General features: G+C 52.1%; 25 protein-coding genes and 2 pseudogenes. 6 read left to right on the top strand and 21 right to left on the bottom strand.

The features are described 5' to 3' along the window. Positions 1–45: 45 nt before the first annotated feature. The 11 genes from CI960_RS15605 to CI960_RS15550 all read right to left on the bottom strand — a co-directional run bounded on the left by CI960_RS15605 (position 46) and on the right by CI960_RS15550 (position 10,682). The gene (locus CI960_RS15605; RefSeq protein ID WP_083434156.1) at positions 46–159 is read right to left on the bottom strand and encodes a DNA topoisomerase III; all 114 of its coding nucleotides are present in this window, start codon (positions 157–159) and stop codon (positions 46–48) included. 30 nt (positions 160–189) lie between these two features. Then, positions 190–1,074: a hypothetical protein gene (locus CI960_RS15600; protein ID WP_048928532.1), complete on the bottom strand. Its 885-nt coding sequence runs from the start codon at positions 1,072–1,074 to the stop codon at positions 190–192. Positions 1,075–1,087: 13 nt separating this feature from the next. After that, a complete protein-coding gene (locus tag CI960_RS15595) occupies positions 1,088–2,299 on the bottom strand; it encodes a DUF6047 family protein (RefSeq protein ID WP_048928533.1) in 1,212 nt (403 codons plus the stop codon). Between the two features lie 409 nt (positions 2,300–2,708). Beyond that, positions 2,709–4,382, bottom strand: a complete 1,674-nt coding sequence (locus CI960_RS15585; RefSeq protein WP_004312011.1) for an IS66-like element ISBf10 family transposase — start codon at positions 4,380–4,382, stop codon at positions 2,709–2,711. Between the two features lie 75 nt (positions 4,383–4,457). Beyond that, the gene (tnpB, locus tag CI960_RS15580) at positions 4,458–4,823 is read right to left on the bottom strand and encodes an IS66 family insertion sequence element accessory protein TnpB (RefSeq protein ID WP_004312010.1); all 366 of its coding nucleotides are present in this window, start codon (positions 4,821–4,823) and stop codon (positions 4,458–4,460) included. A gap of 3 nt (positions 4,824–4,826) precedes the next feature. Continuing rightward, positions 4,827–5,183 carry a hypothetical protein gene (locus tag CI960_RS15575; RefSeq protein WP_004319780.1) on the bottom strand — a complete coding sequence of 119 codons (357 nt, stop codon included), beginning with the start codon at positions 5,181–5,183 and terminating at the stop codon, positions 4,827–4,829. Between the two features lie 76 nt (positions 5,184–5,259). Further along, positions 5,260–6,345, bottom strand: a complete 1,086-nt coding sequence (locus CI960_RS15570; RefSeq protein ID WP_094582468.1) for a DUF6047 family protein — start codon at positions 6,343–6,345, stop codon at positions 5,260–5,262. 17 nt (positions 6,346–6,362) lie between these two features. Then, positions 6,363–7,316, bottom strand: a complete 954-nt coding sequence (locus tag CI960_RS15565; RefSeq protein ID WP_229102971.1) for a DUF6047 family protein — start codon at positions 7,314–7,316, stop codon at positions 6,363–6,365. 18 nt (positions 7,317–7,334) lie between these two features. After that, positions 7,335–8,147 carry a DUF6047 family protein gene (locus tag CI960_RS15560; RefSeq protein ID WP_048928536.1) on the bottom strand — a complete coding sequence of 271 codons (813 nt, stop codon included), beginning with the start codon at positions 8,145–8,147 and terminating at the stop codon, positions 7,335–7,337. A gap of 5 nt (positions 8,148–8,152) precedes the next feature. Next, positions 8,153–9,589 (bottom strand): DUF6047 family protein, encoded by a 1,437-nt coding sequence (locus tag CI960_RS15555; RefSeq protein WP_048928537.1) that lies wholly within the window; start codon positions 9,587–9,589, stop codon positions 8,153–8,155. 4 nt (positions 9,590–9,593) lie between these two features. Continuing rightward, entirely contained in the window at positions 9,594–10,682 is a 1,089-nt protein-coding gene (locus CI960_RS15550) for a DUF4099 domain-containing protein (protein WP_094582466.1), read from the bottom strand. A gap of 73 nt (positions 10,683–10,755) precedes the next feature. Here CI960_RS15550 and CI960_RS23785 point away from each other — a divergent pair, with 73 nt between their 5' ends. The 4 genes from CI960_RS23785 (at position 10,756) to CI960_RS15540 (ending at position 12,259) form a co-directional block, all read left to right on the top strand. After that, positions 10,756–10,890, top strand: a complete 135-nt coding sequence (locus CI960_RS23785; protein ID WP_255352150.1) for a hypothetical protein — start codon at positions 10,756–10,758, stop codon at positions 10,888–10,890. Between the two features lie 108 nt (positions 10,891–10,998). Continuing rightward, positions 10,999–11,340 carry a M23 family metallopeptidase gene (locus CI960_RS15545; protein ID WP_350469282.1) on the top strand — a complete coding sequence of 114 codons (342 nt, stop codon included), beginning with the start codon at positions 10,999–11,001 and terminating at the stop codon, positions 11,338–11,340. A 19-nt stretch (positions 11,341–11,359) separates the two neighbouring features. Further along, complete coding sequence (locus tag CI960_RS23475) at positions 11,360–11,518, top strand: hypothetical protein (protein WP_182423404.1); 159 nt, start codon at positions 11,360–11,362, stop codon at positions 11,516–11,518. A gap of 60 nt (positions 11,519–11,578) precedes the next feature. Next, positions 11,579–12,259: a toprim domain-containing protein gene (locus CI960_RS15540; RefSeq protein WP_048928540.1), complete on the top strand. Its 681-nt coding sequence runs from the start codon at positions 11,579–11,581 to the stop codon at positions 12,257–12,259. A 357-nt stretch (positions 12,260–12,616) separates the two neighbouring features. Here the strand turns inward: CI960_RS15540 and CI960_RS15535 are convergent, their stop codons facing one another. After that, a complete protein-coding gene (locus tag CI960_RS15535) occupies positions 12,617–12,922 on the bottom strand; it encodes a hypothetical protein (protein ID WP_094582464.1) in 306 nt (101 codons plus the stop codon). Between the two features lie 189 nt (positions 12,923–13,111). Between CI960_RS15535 and CI960_RS15530 the strand changes: the two genes are divergently transcribed. After that, entirely contained in the window at positions 13,112–14,779 is a 1,668-nt protein-coding gene (locus CI960_RS15530; RefSeq protein ID WP_094582228.1) for an ISL3 family transposase, read from the top strand. Between the two features lie 115 nt (positions 14,780–14,894). Continuing rightward, on the top strand, positions 14,895–15,857 hold the full coding sequence (locus tag CI960_RS15525; RefSeq protein WP_048928542.1) for a bacteriophage abortive infection AbiH family protein: 963 nt from the start codon (positions 14,895–14,897) through the stop codon (positions 15,855–15,857). Between the two features lie 188 nt (positions 15,858–16,045). Here the strand turns inward: CI960_RS15525 and CI960_RS15520 are convergent, their stop codons facing one another. From CI960_RS15520 to CI960_RS15475, 9 genes and pseudogenes are all read right to left on the bottom strand, one after another. After that, positions 16,046–16,435: an aldo/keto reductase gene (locus tag CI960_RS15520; RefSeq protein WP_229103026.1), complete on the bottom strand. Its 390-nt coding sequence runs from the start codon at positions 16,433–16,435 to the stop codon at positions 16,046–16,048. A 74-nt stretch (positions 16,436–16,509) separates the two neighbouring features. Continuing rightward, positions 16,510–16,671, bottom strand: coding sequence for a hypothetical protein (locus tag CI960_RS23470; protein ID WP_167369816.1), 162 nt, complete (start codon positions 16,669–16,671; stop codon positions 16,510–16,512). Next, positions 16,672–17,415 (bottom strand): annotated as a pseudogene (locus CI960_RS15515) (DNA adenine methylase). Between the two features lie 30 nt (positions 17,416–17,445). Beyond that, positions 17,446–19,464, bottom strand: a pseudogene (gene mobC, locus CI960_RS15505) (conjugal transfer protein MobC). Positions 19,465–19,500: 36 nt separating this feature from the next. Further along, a complete protein-coding gene (mobB, locus tag CI960_RS15495) occupies positions 19,501–20,628 on the bottom strand; it encodes a conjugal transfer protein MobB (protein WP_094582460.1) in 1,128 nt (375 codons plus the stop codon). A gap of 89 nt (positions 20,629–20,717) precedes the next feature. After that, a complete protein-coding gene (locus CI960_RS23465) occupies positions 20,718–21,065 on the bottom strand; it encodes a hypothetical protein (RefSeq protein ID WP_229103034.1) in 348 nt (115 codons plus the stop codon). A 235-nt stretch (positions 21,066–21,300) separates the two neighbouring features. Beyond that, a complete protein-coding gene (locus CI960_RS15485) occupies positions 21,301–21,756 on the bottom strand; it encodes an RteC domain-containing protein (protein WP_232520535.1) in 456 nt (151 codons plus the stop codon). Between the two features lie 466 nt (positions 21,757–22,222). Continuing rightward, a complete protein-coding gene (locus tag CI960_RS15480; RefSeq protein ID WP_094582458.1) occupies positions 22,223–23,506 on the bottom strand; it encodes a sigma-54 dependent transcriptional regulator in 1,284 nt (427 codons plus the stop codon). Further along, positions 23,503–25,911, bottom strand: a complete 2,409-nt coding sequence (locus tag CI960_RS15475; protein ID WP_157740132.1) for a hybrid sensor histidine kinase/response regulator — start codon at positions 25,909–25,911, stop codon at positions 23,503–23,505. Before CI960_RS15475 ends, CI960_RS15480 begins: the two co-directional genes overlap by 4 nt. Positions 25,912–26,073: the final 162 nt, after the last annotated feature.

Below are 26,073 nucleotides of genomic sequence, written 5' to 3'. Positions count from 1 at the left end.
TCCGTAAGCGGACGGTGGTGCCTGTGCCAGCAGGTGGCCGTAAGTTCATGTGACGGCATACCCGTTGCCGTAAAGATATCCTTCCGCCTTTTCACTGGCGCCCAGTACGGAGGCGATGCTCCTTGCCATGGCTGGCTTGTCTGTAAGTACGATTCTCATAATTTTTGTTTTTATCAGGTGAATAATTGGTTACATGCTCATGCCTTTGTTTTTGGCCTTTGTCTTTTTGACTTTTGTGTTCCGGGCCGTTCTCTTCTCCCTTGCGGTATCCCTTCCGTTTTTTCCCGCCTTTTCGGAGAGCGGCACGGCCTCTTCCGCCCCATAGGGAATCGAAGGGGCCTTCGGGCTGTCGGCCCGGCGGGCGGGAAGCATGTCGTACCCGCCCGGGTCGGCATCCAGCCTCACGTGTTCCAGGGGACGCAGATACTGTAACCCTTTCCCGTTGGAGGTGAACTCGTAGATGACCGTCTCCCTTCCTTGCAGCAGGCTTTCGTAGTTCTGGTAATACAGGCTCTCCGGCGGCACGCCGTTCTGCCGCAGCATCCCGCAGATCCCGTCCGGGCAGAGGGCGCCGAACCGCCTGTCATGGGGAGCCATGAATATATACCTGTAGGTGGAGAGCAGCAGCCTCTCCGTGAGCAGGCTGGGACAATGCTCATAGCCGGTCATCCGGTTTATCATCCTCCCGACACGGTCCAGCCTTTTGGCAAGGTCACGGGGCCTGGAATGCAGCGGGATGCTCCCCAGCTCTTCCAGCGAGAGGTTGATACGGCCGATGACCGCCCTTTCCCAGTCCGCTGTCAGGTCCGCGCGGTTCTGCCGGAAGTTGTCGCGGAGAATCCGCAGCGGGTTTCTGGTGCCGAGGAACAGCCTGACACGTTTTCCGAGGGTCGGTTCCCTGAGGTTGGACGCGCTCCAGCGGATGACGTTGAAGCGGTAGGCGTCCATGAACTGCAGCAGCGGGTTACGGTACGAGAAGATGTCCTTCAGTGTCCGCATCAATGCCCGTCGGCCGACAGCGCGGCGGCCCATGTCGACGGCTTCTTCCGGGGTAAGTGGTTTGTTGGTTGCCATATATGCTTGCAGTTTACAGTTTTACTTGTCTTCCTTCGGCATGTTTCCGTCTGGAAGAGGGTTGTTTTCTCTTTTTGCCGGTATCGGCCGCCCCCGGGGTATCCGCCGGACTCTCCAGCATGCGTGATATCCTGTCGGCATACCTCGTTTCCGACCGTGGCATCCCTGTCCGGACCCCCTCCCTTGCCAACAGGGCGGCGGCGATCTTCCTGGAAGTCTCCCGGAGCTCCGCCATCCTCTCCCCGAGGGGAAAGTCCGGATGGAGCTCCTTTTCCCTGGATAGCCTTCCGAGTTCTTTTTCCACGGGGACGAACTCCCTCCTGTAACGGAACGGCTCCTCCAGCGCCAGGTGGGCGTATCCCTTTTCCGCGATGTCCTGCAATGTCATGATATCCAGGTTGCGTCTGGAAAGTTCCAGGGAGCCGGCCGTAACGAACCTGTCGAGGTTGGCCGCCGTGGGCGAGAGGTCGAAGGAGGCTACCGGACGGTAACTTCCGAACACTTCCAGTCCGGGCTGGGAGGCGGGGAAGTACCGTCCGGGCTGCCGGGACATCTCCATCAGCCGTTTTGACGAGGTCTCGATGCGGAATATGGACAATGTCCCCGGTCCCTTTCCACAGGGTGAGTAGAAATTGTCGGCTATTTCCTGCAGGTATTCGTGCAGGTGGCGCGGGCCGTGCAGCCCCCTGTTGAACACCCTGACGCCCTGGTCCGTCTTTACGGCGGTCACGAGGAACCGGGCGCTCCTTCCTTGAAGGATACGTTCCCGTGCGGTCTCGTATGCCACGAAGTCTTTGTAGCCTGGCGAGTGTTCCAGCCCTTCCAGGTTCCTGCGGTCCGTTTCCACACCGTGTGCCTCCAAATAGGCGGCCCGTCTCAGCGGGACGGAGTTGCCGTCCGTGATCCCGCCGTTTTCGATGATGAAACGCCATGCCTGCCTGGGTTCCTTCTCCTGCAGTCCGGCGGCAGGGGGCAGCTCCTCTTTCCGGATGCCGGCATAGAAGAGCAGCAGGTTGTCGGGGATGCCCCGGGCTTCCTCGAGTACGGCTTTACGGGCCGCTTCCTTGACGAACCGGATGAAGGGGTCTCCGCTCCGGGGCGTATGGTCCGTTATCATGAAGGAGGCTATCCGGTTGTCTGGACACAGTTCCAGACAGAAGTCCTTCAGCTCTTCTTTTTGGGGACGCGTTCTTTGCAGTCCCAGCTTTTCCAACCACGAGGCCATATTATCTTCCTATGTTAGTTTTTTTGTAAGTATTCGATAAACTCCCTCGTATATTGGGTAACGTATGTTCATAATGTCGTTTATTCATTTTATCGTTCTATGATTTATTGTTACATCAATTCAACCCAAAGATGTGCGGGTTCTATAGTAATTGATATTATCCCTACTAATGGAGCGGATAAAAGGAAGTTTTTCCCCTTTGCCCCTTATTTTCCTGTGACAAATGTGATAAAGCGATATTTTTATCCCTACTTTCCCGCCATAATTGGTATAAAAGGGTATTCTTTCCCTTATTTTCCCTATTTATCGGGGATAATGAAGATAAAAACGGCACTTTATTCCCTATTTTCCCGTCTTGATTGGCATAAAACGGTAGTTTTCCCGTGTTTAGGCGAGATTTACGAAGGTATCAGGAGTCTTTCTTGGGAGATTCCGGTGACGTAACGGATAATATCTTGCCCTTGGATAACAGATTGTCAGGTAACAATTCGGCCAGATCCATCGAGTAGTCATCGTCATAATCATGTATATGTTCAAGGAAGTAGATCAGCCACGTGCGGAAGTCAGCCCCGGCAGCCTTGCAGCAGCCGAAGAACGAGTAGAGCACCGCCGCATCTTCAGCGGCATCATTATTGCCACAGAACAGGTAATTACGTCTGCCGCACGCGACAGGCCGCACTTTATTTTCTATCTCGTTATTATCCGGTCTGTAACGACCGTCCAAATGGTACCTGGAGAGTTTGTCGAACCTTCCGTATGTATATTTTATGGCTTTTCCGATCGGACTGTCTTTCATTACTTTGGGATATTCATTGACCAGCCATTTCTCGAAGCGCACAAGTATGGGATATGCAAGACGTGCCCTAAGTTCAGCCCTCTGTTCGTAAGTCAGGCGTTCATCGTCAGCCTTACGCTCCACGTCATAAAGCAACTGTATCTGTGCGAGCGCATAGTCGGCACGCTGCATGTCATTCTTTCTTGCCTCCCAAAAATGTCTGCGTGCATGGGCCCAACAGCCAAGAAGGATAATACCTTTCTTGGCGTCCAGCATCTCGTACCTTTCGTATCCGTCCGTCTGTATGGCTCCCCGGAACTTGCCGAAGAGTTTCAGCACCACCTTTCCACTTCGGGAACCCTTGTCATAGTAAAAGAACTGACGTCCGGTCATGACACTGCGCACAAGCCAGATATAACCTTTGACCGTCTTGTGTCTCTCGTCATTCATCACGGGGATTGTCGTTTCATCCGACTGTATGTAGTCAGTCTGCATCACCAGCTCCCATAATCGGAAGTAAAGGGGCCTTAGCAAATCCGCCACATCCTTGAACCAGTCGTTGACCGTTGACGCGGGGAGATGTACCCCCACACGTTTGAACTGTTCCAGTTGCCTGTGGAACGGTATGTGATCCACATATTTCCCTATCATCATGTCTGCCAGCAATGAGGCAGAGGCATAGCTCTTTGCTATTGGCATGACGGGAAGCGGGCCGGTCTTGAACTCGTTTGTACCCTTCCGTTTGGCTGTATGGCGCACTATCCTGCGGATATAGAACTTCTCGGGCTCGTGCATAAGGATCTCGGTCACTTCCTCTCCGGGAAGGAGCGTCCACTCTTCCGGATTATACCCTTCGGGATATATATGGACCACCTCACGCTCAAGATTCTCCGGAAGGGATTTTCTCGCAGGATGCTGCTTCCCCGCTTTTTTACGGGCGATGATCGCTTCTCTGGTAGCCTTCAACTCCTTTTCTGCTTCTTCTGCGGCTTCAGCCTCCTGGGGAAGCATGTCAAAGCCTTCAAAATCCAGCCAGCGGTCCTGGGCGTCAGGCTTTATGAACTTTTCCGCCTTCTTACCGTACAACTGCCGTTCAAGATAGGATACACGTTGCTCCAGACTGTTGATTTTTGCTTCCTTTTGGGCGATTATGGCATCCTTGTCAGACAATAAAGCCTCATACACCTCTTTGTCCGCAGCTTTAAGGGGCTGCGTGGACACCATCTCCTTCAACCGGCTGTTTTCTCTATACAGACAGTCGCATTTGTGCATGAGATCCTTTATCAGTAATTCCTTATCGGTTGGCATAATCGTTTAAATATGATGCTAAGATACTAAAAAACAGCCGGAATACGGCATTGTATATGTTATAATTTGTTACAACTACAACCCATGGAAACCACTCCTTTTATAACGCCTGACCTTGCTGCCGTCCATTCCTTGAACCATCATCACAAGGTCATTCCAGAAGGTTTCAATCGCTTTAATCCGACCTTCCTCCGTATTTATGACCGGCAGATGGAAGTGCCCATGTTCCAGCCTCATATGGTATATCACCAGACCACCATATTCCATATGGAGGATTTTCATACAGGTACAATTCGCATTGATAAAAATGAAAGCGTCACCGTCCCGTACATTCTTTCCCATCTGGTTGGTCACGATGCCGCTAAGCGTATAAAAACTCTTACGCATGTCTGTCGGATACGGGTAAAGATAATATCTGTTGGATTCATTCAAAGAAAACATAGGCTAACGGTTTGAATTCAAAAATATCAGGGTTTGCAATACCTCCGGTGACAAAGGGCTGTTCAAGCGGACTGTGACGCCATTGGGATAGGAGATCTCACATAGCGGCTGGGGAATTGGCGACGGGCTGACCGGAGGGGCAGACAGCAGGGATTTCTCCTTATGGGGAAGACTGACCTGGCCCTTACTGTTTACCTTTACCGGGATAAAGCCGCCTTTGCGCAACAGCTTGGAACGCCACTCGTAGAAACGTTTGGGACGAATACATTCATTCGAACAAAAATCCATAACTGACAGTCCGCTCGACTTGAAACGGGAATAAATAGATTCAAAATCTTCCATGGTCCATTGATGTGACATAACAATTGAGCTTTTTTACTTTGATTACAAAAGTAATATCACATTTTTAGAATGAAAGGGGGAGTTTATCGAATGCTTACGTTTTTTTACCTGTCTTTTCCGGTTTCTTTTCCCGCCTGCGCCTCGTATCCGGGGTGGGCGAATATCCCCGCACATCGTATTCGTTCTGCAGGATGCGCCGTGCCGTATCGCTGACGGCTTGTCTCATGGAATTCCCCAGCAGCGTGTCCGCCAGTGAGGAGAGGAAGGAATGGCTCATCTGCGAGCGCAGGGAGGAAAAGCTGCAGAAATGCCTGAAGTTCCTGTTTTCCGGCATCTCGTCAAGATTTCCCGTCCTGCACAGCCTGTCCAGTATGCCGATGTTGAAGGGTGTCTCACTTTCCCTGAGCTTGAATATCTTCAGCATCTCCCGGTATCGGGCGAGGTCGGGGGACATGTCGCACTCCACGGCGGGCTTGCATCCCCGCAGGATGTCCGCCCGGAGGAATTCCGCCCTGGCGGGGATGAAACTGCACCTGTCGTCGGGGGCAAACATCCTGCCGCACTCCCGCGCCTTTTCCACCAGCCTTGCGTTGTCCGTGCTGAAATAATAGACGCCCAGTTTGTCGGTATTTCGGTGTATCGGGCTGAAGAAGTTGTCCGCATTATACTGGAGATAGCTCTCCGCCCGCTCCAGTCCCCGGCCTGTGTCGTCGAAGAGCAGCACGCCCTGTCCGGTCTGTATGGCCGTAAGCACACGGTTGCCGGTATCCTTCTCGCGGCTTTGGTGGAAGTCATGGTAGGCTTCCAGCAGTCTGCCCGCCTTCCCGTTGTGGAGCGTCCGTTCAAGCTCGCCGACGATAAAGTCCCGGCTGTCGGTCCTCCTGTAAGGGTCGGCCGTCTCATGGACAAATCCGATATCCCGCAGCCTCTGGTAGTCGTCGGAGGGCCACGCGCCTCTGTCGATTATATCCCGCACAAGGGATTCCACCCGGTTCTTATCCCCACCGGCGGCCTCGATGCAGTAGATCCTTTCCTCGGGCAGGTAGGCCCCTTTCAGCTGCTTCCTGACCTGGTTGAAGCAGAACTCCCCGAACCGGCGGTCCAGGTCGTTTGCGTCAGAAGACAGCATCCGGCAGTATTCCAGATTGTTCCTGCCGTTCAATATGAATCCGATATACATGGTGGTACTGTTTTAATTTATAATTTTCTGCCGGAAGGCTTCTGTCCGGTCCTTTTCCTTTTCTCCGATAACTCCTCACACTGCCCTGCCGGATGACGGATGCCGTCCTTTACCCGGTAGGTCCTGACAGGGAACGGTTCACCGGATACCAGCAATTTGTGCCGTGTAAAATCCGCCATGCAGTAGAGCAGGTGCCGTGAGGCGGGGCGGTCATTCTCCGGAAGGTACAGGGCGTGGCCTTCGGAGAGCACCCTGAACTGCTCGTTCTCCAGCCTCACGTTTCCCACGAGCAGGGCGGTGTCGGGATTACTGAGGTATTTCTCCAGCGACCGGTGTCCCCTTACGTCAAAGTCCCGGCGGAGGATATCGTCCGCCTTTTTCCTTATCTCGGATGAAAGTGCCCTGAAAGCCTGCGGGTCAAACAGCTCGGCGGCTTTCACCTGCGTCACCTCTTCGAACCGTTCGGCCAGGGGAAGCAGCTCCCTGCAATAGGTGAACGGCCGGTCATGGATATTCATGTAGCCGCGCTCCCTGATCGATAGCAGGCGGTATATGTCCTCGTTCTCCGCTCTGGAGGAGAGTTCGAAACCCGTATATCCCTTCACTTTGGAGAACAGCCCCCGGTATTCGTCGGCTGTCGGGTTCATCGCGTGGTAGAGCCTTGGCTCGAGGCTGTCGACAAACCAGGCGGGAAGGGCCTCCCGTGGAATGTATTCCGCCTTTCCCGTCCCTTCCCGGCAGGACATGCCATGTCCGCCGCCGTTGATATGGGGCATCAGCTCCCTGCGCCGCCCGGAGTACTCGTAGATCTCCAGCACCCCGTCATGAGCATGCGGTTCGAAGTACCTGTCAGCGGCACGCTGGAGATATCCCCTGAGGGCCTCCTCACCGGCCTTGCTGCCGGAGAACAGCAGGTAACCGTGATTTCGGAGCACTACTTTTAGGGGTGCGGTCCTGTTGCTTTTTTCCATTGTCATCTGTTTCTTATTTTACATTTTGGGACGTGTCCCGGTCCTTTTACGTGTTTTTCCTGGCGGGCTGTACAGCCTCTTCTCGACCTCCGGTCTGATCCTGACGGTTTTCCGGTCCACAGGCGGGTTGCCGCCGAAGATGATCCGGTCCGTAGCTTGGTCCACCCACGCGTAGGCATGCGAGGGGTTGTTCCCGCTTTCGTGCGGCAGATACAGCCCGAGGCCCTCTTTCAGTACGCTCCTGTGAGGTCCGTAGAGCGGGACTCCTTCCAGGGTGACGCGCTCCGCCGGGTCGTCCAGTATTCTCCCGGCCGTCCGGTGTCCCCGGACATCATAGGCGGAGTCCATCAGTTTCTGCAGCTGCCTCCTGGTCTCGAGGGTCTGCAGTAATTCCTCCCTGTCGCGGGCGGATTTTGCGGGTATCCGTTGCAACTCCTCCACCCGGCGGTCATAACGCTCCAGGGCATCCAGGGTGTCCGTGATATTGACGTTGCGGGCACTTATCTCACAGCCCGCATTATGGCAGAAACTGCGGAAGTCCTCCGCAGTGGGTCTCATCTCACCTCTGTAGAGGAGTTCCATCCGGTCGCCATGAGGCTTCGGGCCATAGGGGTACTCGTCCGGCCGCATCCTCCCCGGGTTGACCCAGGGGCGGTTGCCAAGTTCCCCTTCGGCCCTGTAGACACGTAACGCTCCGGAATTGAATGCCGGATTGAAATAGGCGTCGGCCGTCTGTTGCAGGAACTGCCGCAGCTTTCTCCTGCCTTCCGCCGTGTCGGTAAAGGCGAGGAAGCCGCCCAAGGTCTCTATCGCTGTGTAGGTCTGCTCCATGATGTCTATAACTTTAAATTGTTCCCGTTCCTCTTCCCGTTTCTCTTTGCCCGCGCTTTATCCGTTTTTACTGCCTCCGACTCATAAGGGACGATCTTGCCGTCCTTGATCTGGTATACAGGCTTGAGCCCCGGGGGATTCTTATAGGCCATGACCCGGTCGCAGGTCTTATCGGCATGGATGTAACGGAGTCCGGGCATTTTTGCCGACAGTCCGGGGAAGTAAATCCATCTCCCTTCGAGCAGCGCCCTTCTCAAAGTGTCATCGGCCTCGTGTTCCCCGATGAGGAACGGCACGCTGCGGTCATTCAGGAGCCGTTCCAGGGTACGGTGCCCCCTTACGTCGAAATCCGTTTTCAGGATACGCCCCGCCTTGCCGTGCATGTCATCCAGTATCTTTCCCATGTCATCGCCGCCGGGATTTCCCCGGAGAAAGCTGTCCATGCGTTCCACGAACTCCCGGAACTGGTGCCGGTAGGAAAAGGCGGGGTCAAGAATGAGCTGCCGGTCGAAGTGGCGGGTAAGGGAGAGCAGCCGGTAGATATCCGCGTTGCACCCGCTCATCCCACATCCGGAAAACTCCGTGAGGTTGCGGTATCCTTCAGCGGAGGGCGTCATGTCGGTAAAGAAGACCGGCTCCAGTTTTCTTTCATCGGGCAGGTCCGCCCGTACCGGGGAGTTCGTGAACTCGTACACGTATCTTCCGGTATCGGGATCTTTTCTGCAGGAGGCGTCAATCAGCGGGGCCAGGCTTGCCGGAACGGAATGCATGTCATATTGTTTGACCGGTCCCGGTTCGCTGTGTATCCACCAGTAGTTGTCCGCCAGGTGCCGGTAGAACTCCTCCAGCCCTTTCCGGCCCGCCGGCCCGTCACTGAAAACAAGTATGCCCCTTGATGTTTCCACGATATGCAGGGGCAGCCTGTAGGCGGGCTCATAGCCGTATAGCCGCGCCTTCTCGTCCTGCTGCCGGCGGAAATCTACCAGGCGGTCGATCTCTGCGGCCGTCAGCCGCAGCCGTCCGCCCGGTTCCATGGACCGTTTCAGGACGGACCTCATGAACACCACGTCACGCAGGTTGACGCTCACCACCGGTTCCAGGCCGCACCTTTGGATATGGGGCAGCAGTTTGCCTGTGATGTATTCCTTCACGGGGATGTCCCGGGATATGGAAGGGACATCGGACATACGGGGGAAGCGGTAGATCTCCAGACGGGTATCGGGGACGAAAGCCGATATCCGGGCGGTCTCCATCCCGACATGCAGCAGGCTGAGGAACTGGTAGGTCATGCCGTCCTGATCCGGATTGACAGGGTAAAGCTGGTAGGAAATCGCAGCATGGGGCTTGTCCATGCCGGTTTCGTACCCGACGAGCAGGCACCCTCCGCCGTCCTGCCTGAACAGCTCCTCCAGTTGTTCCATGTTGTCTTTTATGGATGCCATGCCGTTACATTTTCGGGGTTATCTTTGATTTGCGTGCATAGGTCCTCTTTTCAGGCTTCTGCGTTTTCTCCGGCGAGCCGTCCTTCTGTTCCTGCCCCTGTCTGTTCTCCGGCTTCTTCGTGCTTCTTTCCCACAGGAACTCGGTCCCGCGTTCGGCGGCGCTCATCTGGATGGAGGTCCGCAGGATTTTTCCGTTTGAGGACTTGAACTCGATGGGGACCTCCTTGCCGGCCGTGTAGTCGGCGTACTCCTGCTGCGAGAGCGTGTAATTCTTGATTTTCTTGGGGCAGCGAGCCTGGTCCGCCGGGAGGAAGAACATCTCGTTGGTAACCGGGTCTTTTGAAAGGTAGCACGGTTTCGTCTCCTTGCTGCGGAAGTCGACGACCAGGTCTACCAGCCTTCCGGCGTTGCCCGTCCGGTTCAAGGCGTCCAGCACGTCCTCCTCCAGCTTGCATCCCCGGTATTCCTGTCCCACCTTGGGAGCCTGGCGGATAAAGTGCAGGTCGAATTTGGCCAGGCCGTTCTCGTCGCGGAAGAGCGAGAGCTTGGCATCCCCCTTCTGGCGTCCCAGCTCGGTGTTCATGGAGATGTCATAGGCTATGCCGGACTGTCTGCCCTGCAACAGCCTTTCCATGTCGCCCGTCTGTCTGAGCACGTCCGGGGTGAGCCCGTAACGCTCGGCCTGCTGCCAGTTGATCTCGCGCTCGTTGAAAAGGTGGTTGTTGTAGATCCGGTTATCCCGGGAGAGCTCGCGTCTTAAGGACTCGTTCTCGGGGAGCTGGGCCTGCTCGATCCTACGCTTGGCTTCCTCCACCGGGGTCTTCTCCTCCATCCGGTACAGCGCATAGCGTGTCGGATGGTTGTACTGGTACATGAAGTTCTTCCCGAAGTTGGTGAAGAAATTTCCATGCCGGTCCACGCGGATAAACTGGCTCTTGTTCGTTTCATTGGCCTCGAGCGTCTCCAGCTCTCCGTTTGCCGCGATGCCCTTGACACCTTTCGCCTTCTGTTCCTTCTTGTCGTAAGCCATCAGGTAACCCTGTTCCTGGGTGGCGTTTTCGCTGCCTGTAGCAGCCGGTTTTACCTCTTCCATACTGTTAAATTTTAAAGTGGATAAATCGTTTCGGGAGATAAAATTACTATCTTCGTCTTAAAATATTCTGATTATGAGAAAGTTGTCATTGATAGTCATGTTTTGTCACCTTTTGTCAGCCTCCTCCTGTATAAGGGGAGACGGTACGGCTGGCGGAAACGGGGGTGAATTGTTAAAGGGACATTCCACCGGTACTGCCGGAAAGTGAACGGTTCCTTGAAAGTCCCGACATGTCCCCATTCTCCTGACGGATTATCCCGTGCTTTTCCCCCTTGACAGAAGATACACCCGTTTCAGGGTCTCGTCCTCGTTCGGTATGAGGATGCATCCGGTAAAGGGAAGGAGGCTGTTCCACCAGGGAGTGGACCTGGCCGCTCCCTATGGCACCCCGGTATACAGTGCGGGGAACGGCAGGGTTGCCGAAGCACGCTACAGCCGGAGTTACGGTTGGTTCGTGCATGTCCGGCATGCGGAAGGATACTCGACACTGTACGCGCATATGAGCGGGCTGCATGTAAAGGCGGGCACTCATGTCCGTATCGGACAGCATATCGGGAATGTCGGACATACGGGAGTGGCGACCGGCAACCACCTGCATTTTGAGTTAAGGAAGGACGGTGTCTTGCTGGACCCGCTCTCATGGCCGCCTTTTAAATAACCTGTAAAACAAGCAAGCGATGAACATCGAGGAAGTAAAGAAGATTCCGCTGGAGGATTTCCTCGGGCGGGCGGGATTCTCACCTGTCAGAAGACAGGGAGACAGTGTATGGTACCTTTCGCCTTTCAGGCGGGAGCGTACCCCGTCATTCAAGGTCAGCCTTTCCCTGAACCTGTGACGTGATTTCGGGGAGGGAACCGGGGGCAGTATCATCGACCTGGCGCAAAAGCTGTACGGGGTGACGGATATCCCGACCGTATTGCAGAGGATTGAAAGCGATTTTCCGGCGTTTAGGCCGGTTTCCTCTCCCGCGAAAGGACGGGCTGTGGCATCGCCTTTTGAGGGGCTGCGCGTCTCACCTCTTAAGAACACCGTCCTGCTGGATTATCTCGGGACAAGGGGCATTCCTTCCGATATCGCCACAAGGGAATGCGTGGAGGTACATTACCGCATGCGTGGCAAATGGTATTTCGCGGTCGGTTTCAAAAACAGGAAAGGGGGGCTTGAAATACGCAACCCGTACTTCAAGGGTGCGGTTTCCCCCAAGGACATCACACATGTCAGCCATAATGCCGGGGATAGACGGCAGTCACCGGTACTGGTCTTCGAGGGGTTCATGGACTATCTCTCGTACCTGGCCTTGAAGGAAGGGCAAGCCGTGCCGGACTGCGTGGTGCTCAATTCTGTGGCCAACCTGCCCAAGGCAGTGGATATCCTTAAAAGTTACGGACAGGTCTGTTGCTTTCTGGATAATGATGAAACCGGCAGAAAGGCGGTGGAGGAGATCGGAAGGCTGTGTGAAAAAGTGGTTGACAAGGCCGTACACTATCTGCCACACAAGGATTTGAACGAATTCCTCCAGGAGAGGATAAAATCTTCTCAGGCGGACCGTACGAAGTCAGGGCAAGCCTGTGGATGAAAAATAAAGAGGTAGACAGATACGTAAATACGAAATTAAAGAAATACTGTAACTGCAGTGTTTTTGGTTTCTTGTATTTCTCTATGAATCGGAACTGGATAAAAAGCAAATACCGCCAATAGAACAACATTCGGATTTGAATGATATTTATTGCCAAACAGATAGTGTACGACTCTATACAAACCTATCAAAGACGGCTGGTATATTATGCTTGACCACGACCACTGAACTACCACAAAAAAGACGTTTGTCCTCGCAGTCATACAATATAAGGGCAGACGTCTTCTTAATGTGGATACAAAATCAAACAAGCTACAATCTACTGTTTGTAATGAAATACTTCCGCTTCATATACAATTAGTTCTCTAATCGGGCTTCCAAATCCTGAATGTTTTTTGCTACAAAAGCATACCCATCATTAACTATGCGCTTGTATTCCTCAACAGCTTTTCGTGCGTCCTCCGGATTTCCTTTGTAGTCATATTCTATTTGATGTGCATAACCTATGGCAAAGGGAACGACTCCATCTTTACCGCGCAACTTTTCTAATTCTTTTCTTCCTTCCTTACGTTCTTCAGCATCATCTGAGAATGTCTTATCTATAGCAGAATTCAACTGCTTAAAAACTTTCTGTTTTTCTTTTATGTAATCTTTGAGGCCCATAATTTATGATGGTTGATTTTCTGCAAAAAAAAATAAAAAAGTGAGACTATCAAAAAAAGGGTTCTTCGTCAAATTTGGTGGTAATCTCTTTTTTATTTCAACTGTCTTCTTCTTTCTTAATCCTATTAAAAGTTGTAGATATGTTTGCTTTTTAGTAACTTTAAAGACACCACATCATTAAGAGTTACAATGCAACAAGTCATATCTACAACGTACAAATATACATCAAAAAAAGAAAATGCTCCTACAAATAGGGGATTATTCCATGATTTCAGATTCAGTCTTGGCTACGATAATCTGCAACAAGATGGTATCTCTGAAGCTGTTGGCTCATTGACGGTCTTTCTACATACGGCTGGCAAAGGGGCTTCCTGTCCTTATTGCGGACATTTCAGTCACCGATTGCACAGTTACTACTCCCGTCATATTGAGGATCTTGAAGTTTACGGTCATACTTTGGAGTTAGTCATCAAGGTTGGCAAATATTATTGTGACAATGTTTCTTGTCCACAAAAAATATTCTGCGAACCGTTGTCTTTTCTGGCTCGTCGGTATGGTAGACGGAGCTATCTTGTTGAGGAACGCATCAGATCGATAAGTTTGGAACTTACTTCCCGAAAGGCCTCTTCTCTTTTGCAACTGTTCCATATAACAGCCAGTAGTTCTTCCTGCTTACGCATCCTACAACAGTGCGGACAACACAATCCTATGCATAATAAAAGTATTTATGTAGGTATTGATGATTTTGCCTATAAAAAAGGTAAGGATTATATGAGTGTGGTCGTAGACCAGATGACACACATACCTATTGCTTTGTTAGAGGATAGAAACGGAGAAGCACTTGATAACTGGCTCATCCGGAATCCTCAAATACAATATATAACGAGAGACCGTGGAAGATGTTTCACAGAGGCTATAAACAGAATAATTCCTGGTGTTACACAAATCTGCGACCGATTCCATCTAATCAAGAATATGACGGACACGATGATACCGGAAATAGAGAAAATAATCCGTCAGACCAAGAAAAAGCTCAAATACGAATATCCTGACAGAGACACGGCTTCTTCGTTAATTCTTCAGGACATATTTAACATGGGAGATGTCCGACACAGAGAAAAATTGAAGATATACAGGGAAAGCTTGAACTTAAAAATGCAGGGGATGACCATTGAGCAGACAGCCGCACATTTGGGTAAGAAAAGTCGCTACATTTATAAGATTATTCACAACAGAAGAATAGGGGCATACTTGAATGAGCAACAGAAGACAGCTCTTAAATATGTATCCGAACTGGCTACAATCATTAGTGCGGGCTGTATTACTCGAAAAATATTGGCACAAAAAATGGGGAGTAAAATCAGTGGCGCACTTATTGGAAGGATAACATCCAGCTTGCGAAAAAGGTATCAACAAAAGAGGAAGGAAGTCAAGGAGCATAATGAGAGCATTGAAAACAGAAGTAAAATACAGAGAGTTTCACAGAATCAGATACGCAAATACATTCTAAAGGGAGAATCGGATAATCCTAAACTAGCGGAACTGTATAAGTCCTCACCGCAGATTAAAGAACTTTTAAGCGTGTGTCAGAATTTCAGAGATATGATTAATGGGAACACTTATGATAAGGATATTAGAAAGTGGATTGAAAAAGCGAAGGCAACACGGAATATGGCACTGACGAACTTTGCATATGGTATTGAAAAAGACTGGGAGGCAGTACAGGCAGCTATTGATATCCCCTTCAGTAACGGATTACTGGAGGGGACAGTGAATAAAATTAAAGCGGTAAAAAGACAGATGTACAATAGGGCAGGAGTTAAACTACTGAGAGCGAAGATTATTTATTCACAATAGAAGAAGTACCACCAAATTTGACGAAGAACCAAAAAAAGAAGATAATTTTTTTTAAGACTCACAACTATTTTCTAACTTCGCATAAATGAAAGAATTAACTCATAAAAATACTTAAATGAAAAACTTGTATATTATAGGAAATGGATTCGATTGCCATCATGGAATAAATAGTAGTTATAGTGCGTACCGTCAATGGCTCGAAGAGAACGAACCGGAACTCTACGAAAGACTGAGAGAATTCTATTATGTGGATGATGATGAATGGTGGTGGCAGTTTGAAGTGAATTTAGGCGAAATAGAACTTGCAACCTACATACAGTATACTGCTTCGGAAAATCAGCCGGATTTAGCCAGTGACGAGTTTAGGGATCGGGATTATTATGCCGGTTCATATCAGGCAGAAAGTGAAATAGGAGATTTGGTCAATGATATTAAAGACACTTTCAAAGCGTGGATTAACTCTTTGTCAAGAGCGGATGGAAGTAAAAAGATAAAGTTGACCAGAGGAGATGACCACTTCATCAATTTTAATTACACTTCCACTTTACAGGACTTATACGGTATTCCTGATTCAGAAATTCTTTACATTCATGGTAAGGCTTCCGATGAAGTGCTGGTACTTGGTCACAATAAGACTTATGAAGAGCTGACCAAAGCTGCAGAAGTCGTCCAACCGGAGCCTCCGGCGGATTTGTCGGAAGAAGAGCTCGCCGAGTGGTACGATGGGGAAGACTACATAACTCAAACAGTTCGTGATGCCGCTGTCAACGAAATATATAGAATTCGCAAAAATGTAGAGCAAATTATCCAAGATAACCGGAGCATCTTCTCTTCAATGAATAAAATCGAGCATATTTATATTTACGGTTTTTCTTTTTCTCCGGTTGACGAGCCCTATATTGACGAAATAATCAGCCACATAGACAAAGAGAAAGTGCATTGGACAATTAGTTATTACAGCGATGAAGACCAACAGAAAATACAAGCCTATATGCAGTCCCGCAAAATATTACCGGATTTGTGGGAACTTATGAAATTGGAAGATATCCAAATGTACAAGCAACAACGATTGTTCTAAGCTTATTGTCAAGTCACCTGCATTTCCGTTTATATTCAGGAAGCGGATATGCAGGTGTCAATATACTTATAATTTATGTACACCATATAAAATACAAACGGTATCTCCATGTAATAATAAAGCAGGCAAAAAAGAATGATATTCCATTTATCTTTTCGTCTGCTTTTGATGAATACGGTTATATACTGTCAATTGCCCGGATTGAAATTTTTATTATACTCCAATAGGTATTTCACCATCGCCGGATCATTGAAATCAACCTTAAGCAGTCTCGTATCCAACTTTCGAATCATCTTCCAGTCTGTTTCTGTCAGTTCGAAACTCTCAATGTCCAAATTCTCTGTCATGCGTAACGTACGTACCGATTTGGGAATCGCTACAATACCTTCACCCGTCAAGAAATTTAGAACGACCTGGGCACTGGTTTTGCCATATTTCGCTCCGATATTTTTCAGCGTTTCATTTGTGAAAATCCGGTCTGTGCCTTGTGCCAGTGGTCCCCAGGCCATTAGACGCGTTCCGTAATCCTTTATCAGTTTCCTCATTCTGGCCTGCAGGGAAAACACGTGTGTCTCCAACTGCAGGACAGCGGGTTTGATTTCAGTGTTTTCCGCCTGATCAACAAACTGGGCATCATAGAGTATGACCGGTACTAATAATTTCTGATCAGCAGTTCATTGACCGTCTCCCTCTTCTCGGCTATGGAACATACCGAACGGAAGATGCTCAGCCGCTGGATATGGAAGCCGGCGTACAGGTCGTCGAAGAAGGTGTTCTCCGGGTTCTTCTGACGGGGATCGGAGTTGGAGAGCATTCATTTGCTTCCTTTCTCTCCCAAGTCCTTGCAGAATCCGGCCAGCTCTATCTGGCAGTCGTCATCGAAGTCGTCCGGCATGTAGGAGGTACAGGCACCGGCCTCGTTGACGGGTTTGTAGGGCGGGTCGAAGTAGAAGACCGATTTCTCTCCCGCGTATTTTTCCGTCTGGCGGTAGTCCCCGTCCAGGATGACGACGCCTTGCAGCAGCTTGTGGTTGAAGTGGATCAGTTCCTCCTCCAGTATTCTGGCGCGGCTGCCCGTACCGAAGGTTACCGAGAGCCGGCCCTTGCGGTTGACCGAATAGATGCCGTTATAGCAGGTGCGCATGAAGAAAATAAAAAGGGCGGCACGTGTGATGCCATCCGGGTGCTCTTCGTTGAAGACCCTGCGCTTTTCCATGAAATAGTCCCTTCTCTCTGTACGTCCCTGAAGGGCGTGGTATTCGCTCTGGATGCCGGCAAGCAGTCCGACCAGTTCTTCCGGCGTGTCGCGTATGACACGGTAGACATTCACCAGGCTCTCGTTTGAGTCGTTGATCACGCAACGGATATGCGGATAAGTCTGTCTCAGTCAGAAGAACAGGGCGCCTCCCCCGACAAAGGGTTCCACATAAGTTTCCATTTCCGTGATATTTTCCGGCAGTGACTGGATCAGTACCGGAAGCAGTCTTCTCTTGCCTCCCACCCAGGGGAAGCAGGGTTTGCCGGGCAGACAGCCCGCGCTGTTTTTCTTCTTTTCCATGATTCGATAAATTAAAATGAATGGTTAAAACTATTGTTGCCCGTCATCCTCCGTTTCCAGCAGATGTTTCAGGTCCGGGTCGTTCCCTATGCGGCGGAGCTCCTTTTGGATGATCCCGCCCACCTCCTCCTTGATGCGGTAGTAGTTACGCTCTATCTCTTCCCGCATATGGTCCTTGCCGTCCCTGCCGGTAAAGTCCGTAATCACGGGGATCGGTTTGTAGGCTTTCGTCTCTGCCGCCACCCTCGCGTTGTCCACAACGATCTCGCAGTGGAAGATTTTCTGCTCCATCTTCTCTTGGAAGCTGTCGCAGACGCTTCCCACGAACATGCCTTGGGAGAGGTTGGATATTTTCGAGGCCGGTATCAGCGAGTCCAGCTGGGTGCTGATGCTGGTCGATGTGTCCTCACGGGTCATGTTGACGGACTTGCGCTGCTGGAGCACCTTCCCGAACCGTTCCGAAAGGTTCTTGGCCGTTTCCCCCAACACTTGCCCGGCAAAGACATTGCCGACGGTGTTCTGGATGACGCGCGCCTCCTTTTCACCGTAGTCGCGTACCAGCTGGCTGAAATCCTGCGCGCCCAGACAGACGGCCACCTTGTTGCTGCGGGCCGTGGCTATCAGGGTGTCGAGCCCTTTGAAATAGATCGTCGGGACCTCGTCCACCAGGATGGAGCACTTGAGCTTTCCCTTACGGTTCACCATCTTGACGATACGGGCGTTGTACAGCCCCAGGGCCGCCGAATAGATGTTCTGCCGGTCCGGGTTGTTGCCCACGCACAAGACCTTGGGGGCGTCCGGGTTATTGATGTCCAGTGTGAAGTCGTCCCCGCTCATAATCCAGTAGAGCGAGGGGCTGATCATGCGTGAGAGCGGGATCTTGGCACTTGCGATCTGGCCCTGCAGCTGCTCCATCGCCCCGCCTTTCCAGGCGTCCATGAAAGGCGAGAGGTAGTTCTCCAGCTCCCTGTACGAGGTCAGGATGGTGAAGATGTCCGAGTAGGGCTTGTTCAGCAGCTCGATGGCATGGGGAAAGGTACAGTACTTCCCGTTCTCGTAGATTTTAAGATACCATATGATGGCGGCGAACAATACGATCGGACTCTCCACGAAGAAGTCACCCTGTTTCTGTATCCATGTTTTATTTAAATTTAACATTATTACATAGGCTGACTCATAGGCGTCGGCGATGTCGGACATGAATGCTGGGTTGATAGGGTTGCAGCGGTGGCTGTGCCGCGGATCGTCGAAATTGATCACGTAGAACTGGACGTTCGCCTTGTACTTGTCCTTGTTCTTGAGCAGATGGTTATAGACGATAAGGCTCAGGTCCGGGAACTTGAAATCATAGCAGTAAAGCGCATAGCCTTTCTCTATCTGCTGCTTGATGAACTGGTTGATGACACAGTAGCTCTTCCCGCTGCCCGGCGAACCGACCACCATGCAGCCCCTTTGGGGCAATACGACGTTGATCCACCCATTGTGCCATTTCTTCTTGTAATAGAACCGTGTTGGCAGGTTCACCGAGTATTCATTGGTGATCAAGCGGGTCTCCTGCATGAAGGACTCGTTCTCCTCATTGAAGACGTCATCCATCAGGTGTTCCTTTAAAAGACGCCCGGTCCACATGCCTGCGGTGAGCAGGCTGATGTATCCGGCGGTAAGGGCGGACACATACGCAAGGGTGGTGAGCGGGACACTCCAGCCGGCAGTGAGGAAAAGCTCGCTTCCCCAATAGAGGAGCAGCCCGGCTGCCAGGTAACAGCCGATACGCCTTCATGTCATCTCCGGGACCCTCCGCCCTTTGGCGCCCATCGAGGAGAAGAAAAGGAACATCAGGCTGAAGCATTTGGTCACGGGGGAGCCGGTGAACAGCCCTGTGTCACGTTGGAAGTTCAGCAGTATCCTGTCCACCATGCCGTTGGTACAACCGGCGGCATGGAAGAACGGATAGCAGAAATAATAGATGTTCATCACGAGAAGCAGGATGCTGACCGCCCGCATGAAGTCGATGGTCTTGCCGAGCCCTCTGGAATCTTCTTGTGCCATATGGGGTATGATGGGTTGTTATATGTGAATACTTCGTTAGTTGATCCGCGGGCCTTTCCGCCCTTTCCTCTTTTTCTTCTTTCCATAAACATTCCGGGGGATGTCCTCAGACGGGTAGGGACAGGATTCCATGGAGAAGAGATCCAGCAGGCCTTCCGCAAGCCCTGCCTCCCTTGTGTCCGTATTCACGGGCGGTTCCTGTCCTGAAGCCGGCTTGTCGGAGACGGACGGGAGCGTGCCGTATTTCCGGTTGATAACCGAAGCGGAGAATTCCTTGCCGAGTGCCGATCCCTTGAAGACCGTCCTGGTATTATGGTCTATATAGGTCACGCCGTAGATTACGCCCGCCCCGTTCTCCCAGAGTACGGGCACGATGCCTTTGCCTGCCAGCTCGTGCAGAAACCCTTCACGGGTATCCCGGCAGAGTGCCGTGCGGATGTTTTCCCTTGTCTTTTCCGGCAGGGGATGCTTTTTCATCCATGCCCTGCTTTGTGAGAACTTCTTTTGGAGGGCACGGTATCCCACGCTTTTCCCGATATCGCTGGATTTGATTCCGACCCCGGTACGTTTTCCCTTTCCGTCGGTCGCCGCATAGACCAGACCGTCGCAACGTTTCCCGTCCACGGCCTTGTGTACTTCCTCCACGGTCACGTTGAAAAGCCCGAGCAGCGCCCTGAACTCCTTGAACGACTGGAAGCGGTAATTCTGCACGGCCGGTTTTACCACGCCCGCAATCTGGTGTTTCAGTTCGCCTTTCGTGCAGTCCACCGCGGTTATCGGCCGGGAAATCCTGTATTCCTCCCCGCGTGACTGCAGCAGGCCGTATTTCCTTTCCAGCTCCCGGCAGATGTCCGTTGAGCGTTCCCATTCCTTGTAATCCCTCAGTTTTCTTCCCTGTTCATCAATACGCAGGGAGACGATGTGGATGTGAGGACGCGCGTTGTCGTCATGGCGGAAGATAACGTAAGGCTGGTCGCCATATCCGAGCCTGTCCATGTATTCCCGCCCGATGGCTTCCAGCTGTTCGTCGGAGAGCACGTCATCGGGATGGGGATTGAGCGAGAGATGGATCACCGGCTTTTCCGTCCGGCGGTTCACGGCAAGGTAAGGTTCGAAGCTGCGCATGCATTCGGCGATGCCGACCTTTCCATCCGGTGTCTCCATCACGCGGTTTCATGCCAGTGTCCGCGCTTTCCCTTTCTCCACTTTTTCCTGATTGTAATACAGCGCCCCGTAGATGGCGGCACCGGATGTTATCTTTGCAACCATTGTTCGAACTCTTTGGTAAGACGGATGATTTCCTTGTTCAGCGATACGAGCTCCACGGTCAGCTGTTCCAGCTTGTAAAGCAGGGCGAGGGCTTTCTTTTCGGTCAGTTCCCCACTGTGGACCGCCTTGACAACCTGGTTGTAGTTCACCCCGATGCGGCGGTACTCGCTCTGCAGGTTGGTGAGCTTGATGCAGTAGTCCGTGGCCGCCTTGTCGATTTTCACCACTTTCATCGGCTTGTCGAAAATGGCCGACAGGATGAACTGCGACTTGGTTACGGCACCGGAATTCTCATAGAGCCGCTCGAACTCGATGTTCTGGAACTCGTTCAGACGGAATCCGTAGTAAAAGGAATGGAGCTCGGAGGATTCCTTCGGACTGCGGCCGCCTCTTCATGTCCGGGAGGCGGCCGTTCTCTCTTTCTTGTACACCTGTTTGATCTTAGCCATATTATTGATGTTTTTACCGGGGGCAAAGTAAATGATAATTCGAATACCAGCCTAATTTCGGAAGGTGACTATTCGTGACAGGGGATGACTATTCATGACAGGGGGATTTTCCGCTCTGTCATCCGTTCCCGATCCCGCAGTTTATGATGTTCTTTTCAAAGGCTTCCCGGAGTTTTGGGAGTAGTACCGAGAGGGTTTTCTTACGTCTGGCAAGGTCCGCACGCAAATCGTAGGGCTTGGGGATTCGGATATGCAGGAACTCCTCGAATGCCGCCACCAGGGAGGCGAATGACTGGCGATTGCCGTTACCGTCTGTTATCACTCCCAGGTAGTGCAGTGAGGCGATCAGTTCCATCAGGTTCACCAGGGAACCTTTCCAACGAAGGGAGAACAGGCCTGTCCGTCCCTTGTCGGTATCGGGAACGGTATCGCGGCATTCGGGATACCGAAGCGCGAAATGCAACAGTTCTATCTCCGTCCTGACAAGGCCGGATGCCTTCATCAGATAGATATGTGTCCGGCTGTCAGCCCTGCTTCCGGCCATATTCATATAGGCGTCCAGTTCCGTCTCCATGTGGCGTAGGCGGCGCAGCCTCTTGGGGATGGGAAGCCCGCTTTCCGCCAGGGAGGCCAGATGGTCTGAAAATTCATCGTAGGCGGATGACAATACGTTTTCCATAGCATTTTTTCCTTCCAGGACGGCTTCTTGGAGATGGTTCAGCAGGCGGTGTGTTGTTGATGTTTTCATATGCTCAAACTTTAGTTTAACAATTCATGCCTTACGACAGAATATTAAAGGCGAATATGATGCCATCCGGTGGATGCCTATTGCATTTTCTTGTTAATAGTCAGATATTCAGCATGATAAAAATATCAGTTGAAAACAGGCTCAAAAAAAGAAATGTACACCGCTTTACAATAACTGTAAGGCGGATGTACATTTTATGTAAACCATGTCCGGCCGCTTGTATGACACTCTCATTTCGCTGTGGTTCCGGAAGGAGACTCACGGAGCTGGCCCGTATTGTACAACGGCCCGCTCATATAATCCGATATTTTCTCAGTTTCTCGTACAGGGAAGTCCGGCTGATGCCGAGTATCCTGGCTGCACGGGCACGGTTGCCCTCCGCCTCTTCAAGGGTCCTGAGAAGCAGCTGTTTTTCCTTTTCCTCCGGAATGGGGGCGGTTTCCTCCCGTCCGACGGCGAGGTCCAGATTCAGTTCCTCCGGTGAGATCCATCCGTCGGCAGAGAGCAGGACGGCACGTTGGATGCAGTTTCTCAGCTCGCGTATGTTACCGGGCCAGGGATATTTCTGCAATGAGGCCGCGGCCAGGCTGTTGAACCCGCGTACGGGCTTACGGTGCTTTTCTGAAAAATGCTTCACGAAGAACTCCGCCAGCGGAAGGATGTCCTCCCCGCATTCCGAGAGAGGGGGGACATTGATGGTGAACTCGTTCAGGCGGTGGAACAGGTCCTCCCGGAAACGTCCTTCGGATATCGCCCTCTCCAGGTTCTCGTTCGTGGCGGCCACCAGACGGACGTCAAAGGTGTATTCCTGGGTGGAGCCGACGGGCTTGTAGCGTCTTTCCTGCAGGGCACGTAGCAGGAGCATCTGTGTCTCGGGGGAAAGGTTGCCGATCTCGTCAAGGAACAGCGTGCCCCCGTCAGCCACTTGAAACAGCCCGTACCTGTCACCGTAGGCACCGGTGAACGTCCCCTTGCGGTGTCCGAAAAATTCGGATTTGGCAAGGTCACCCGTGATGGTCCCGCAGTCCACCGCGACAAAGGGCTTGTCCCTACGGTGGCTTTGTTCATGCAGCTCGCGGGCGATATGCTCCTTCCCCGTACCGGAGGCTCCCCGAATGAGCACGGAAATGTCGGAACGTGCCACCAGCCCCACTAGCTGGTACATTTCCCGCGCTTTGGCACTCTCCCCGCGATAGAATTCGTTCCCGTCATGTCGGGGACGGCTGAATATCTTCCCGATGGCTTCCAGCAGCCTGTCCGGCTGGACAGGCTTGCACAGGTAATTGACCGCCCCCAGCTGCATGGCTTCCACCGCGTTCTCCACCTGACCGTAGTTGGTCATGATAAGGAACGGGGTGGCGTAGAACCTCTCGTTCATCCATTCCAGCAGGGAGGTGCTGTTCCCGTCCGGCAGGCGGAGGTCTGCAAGGACAAGGTCGAACTCCCTTGCGGAAAGGGCCTTGCGGGCAGCCGACAGCGTCGCGGCATGTTCGGTCGCCATCCCTTTCTTCTTCAGCCAGTTGCCGATGCTGCGGCTGAAAATCACGTCATCTTCCAAAATCAGTATCGTTTTCATTCCTTTCCCTCTTTCTGCATCAGTTCCGCATAGGATATCAGTTCCCTGACGGCACCGATTATTTTTTCTATTTTCACATATTCCTCTTCCTCCCATTGGCCCGCGTCGGATTTGACCAGCACCCACAGGTCCGCTACCGGATAGTTCAGACGCACCGTCTCCCACAGTGGCAGGCTCTTGTGGAGGATGGAAATGATTTCCCGGCTGTCCTTTTCTTTCACGGCGGCCGACAGCCTTTCGATGTCCTTGCGGCTTTCACTGACAAACAGCCCCAGCATTTCCTGCCGGTTGTCCTCTCCGGCAAGCAGGAGGGAGAAGTCCGGCCTCCACTCTTTCCCGGTCCCTTTTATGACCCGCATGATGGCGGTCACCAGCCCTTCCGCGGAGAAAGGCTTATGGATACATCCGGCGAAACCTGCGAAGAGGTATTCCTCTTCCCTGTCGGAATGTGCCGTGACGGCTATGGCCGGAATCTCCCTTGCCCGGGGGATGTTTGAGCCCCTCAGCAGTTCAAGGACCGAGAAGCCGTCCGCACCGGGCATCTGTATGTCGGTCAGCAGAAGGTCGTACTCCTGACTTTTCAGGCAGTCCATCAGTTCCCGGACATCCGTGCAGCAGTCACAGTGAATCCGGCTGCGGGAGAGCATCTCCCGGGTGATCCTAAGTTGGATGCGGTCGTCATCCATGACCAACACACGGATGACGCCGGGCAGTTCGCAGGTCGGAAACACCTTCTCTTCCAGACGGGAGGACTGTCCGGCCGGTGGCAGGGGAAGGAATACGGAGAAGCGGCTGCCTTCACCGGGGGCGCTCTTTACCTCCACGCGGCCCCGCATTTCAGATACGAGCCGGACCGTGATCGCCAGCCCCAGGCCGAACCCGGGAATGTTACGCGCGTTGTCCAGCCTTTCGAACGCCCCGAATATCCGTTCTTTCTCCTCAGCGCTTATTCCCACGCCGGTATCCCGGACAGAGATGCTAAGTTCCCCATACAAGTATTCCGCCTCAAGGCGCACCTCCCCGTGGGGTGTGAACTTCAGGGCATTGGACAGCAGGTTGCCGGCTATCTGCCGGATATGCGAGCTGTCACAGCAGACGACGGCATCCAGGCCGGAGAAAGATACGGTGAACGCCAGGTCCTTCTGTCTGGCGATAAGTCGATGACTGTCCGCTATTTCCTCGAACAGGGCTTTTAGGCTAAAGAGCGTGTCATTGGAGCGAACTTCGCCTTCATCCATCCGGTGGTATTCCATCAGCGTGTTTACCAGGCCGAGCATGTAATCGGCCGAGTGCAGGATGTTGTCCAGATAGCCACTCCTGCGGCTGACGTCGCTTTCCGAGGGTAACAGTTCCGCACAGCCTTTGACGGCCGCCAGCGGGGCGCGCAGGTCGTGAGCAACCGAGGCCATCAGCTCCTTGCGTGAGCGGAGCAGTTCCCTGTTCCGCCTGTCGGACTGTTCAAGCTCCCTCTCGTATTGGAGACGGCGGTTCAGGTCCCGGTGTATGACGGTATACAGCATGATCGCCAGAAGGGAGACGGACAGGGCAAGGCCGGCCACCATATGGTAGGAATTGTCCCGTTCAAGGACAAAGGCCCTGTAGCGTGCGGTAAAACGTTCGTTGTTTTTCCGCTCAAATTCGGAGATCATATTGTTCATCCTCCCGTTCAGCTCCACACTGCCGGCATACAGGCTGTCCATCTGTGCCAGCAGCCTGGCCCGCCTTTCAGCCTGTTCCCGGGTGACCCTTTCATTCAGGGAGCGGAGCATGCGTGTTGTCGTCCCGGTTGAAGAGGGAACGGACAGGGATTGCCGTTTACGTTCAGCCTCTTCCCTCTGTTGCAGGTAAGCGGATTTGTTTTCTTTTCTACGGAAGATATCCCGGAAACTCCTTTTCTTTTTGGGTACATCTCCCGCACCGGCTTCCGGAGAAGCCGTATTTTCCTTTTGCCGTGCAGCCTGTTTCCGGGCTGTCAAGACAATGGCAGGAATGCTTTCTTGTACAATGTCACCTATGTCCTGCAGTTCCTTGAAGGTATGTACCGCCTTGGATAAAAGAAGTTCCTTGTTCCAAAGAAGAAGGCACAACGAGTCGATATGGCTTTTTTGTAACGGGGTATGGACATATTCTTTCAGAAGTTGCAGGCTGTCGCAGACCCCGTGGCGTTTGCGGCTGTATTCCCCGAGGTCGTCATCATCCCATGTGACGGCAATCTCGGCATGGGTGGAAAGGTCCAGCAGGTCGATGTAGATTCTTTCAGCCAGACGGTGTATCGCCACCAGCTCTTTCTCCTTCTTACGTAGCATGTGTCTTTGCATTTGTTCCTGACGGAACTGATAGACAATGAATGCGGACAACAGAACCAAGATGGCATAACCGAACGATATTTTTAACTTCAACCATATTATACCATTGTTCATGATTTTTATTTATAAATACATACTTCTATATAATATCCACAAATTACACAGATAAAATAACCAGCAAAAGCATAAAATATTTGATATTGGCGTTCCAACATTTTAAGTTAAGAAGAATAACGTTCGCAGCTTGTTTTTATATTTCGT

This window comes from Parabacteroides sp. CT06, from assembly GCF_002257605.1.
In the GTDB taxonomy this organism is placed as follows: domain Bacteria; phylum Bacteroidota; class Bacteroidia; order Bacteroidales; family Tannerellaceae; genus Parabacteroides; species Parabacteroides distasonis.
The sequence above is the reverse complement of the archived record's forward strand: the minus strand, read 5'-3'. Positions and strand labels throughout refer to the sequence as shown.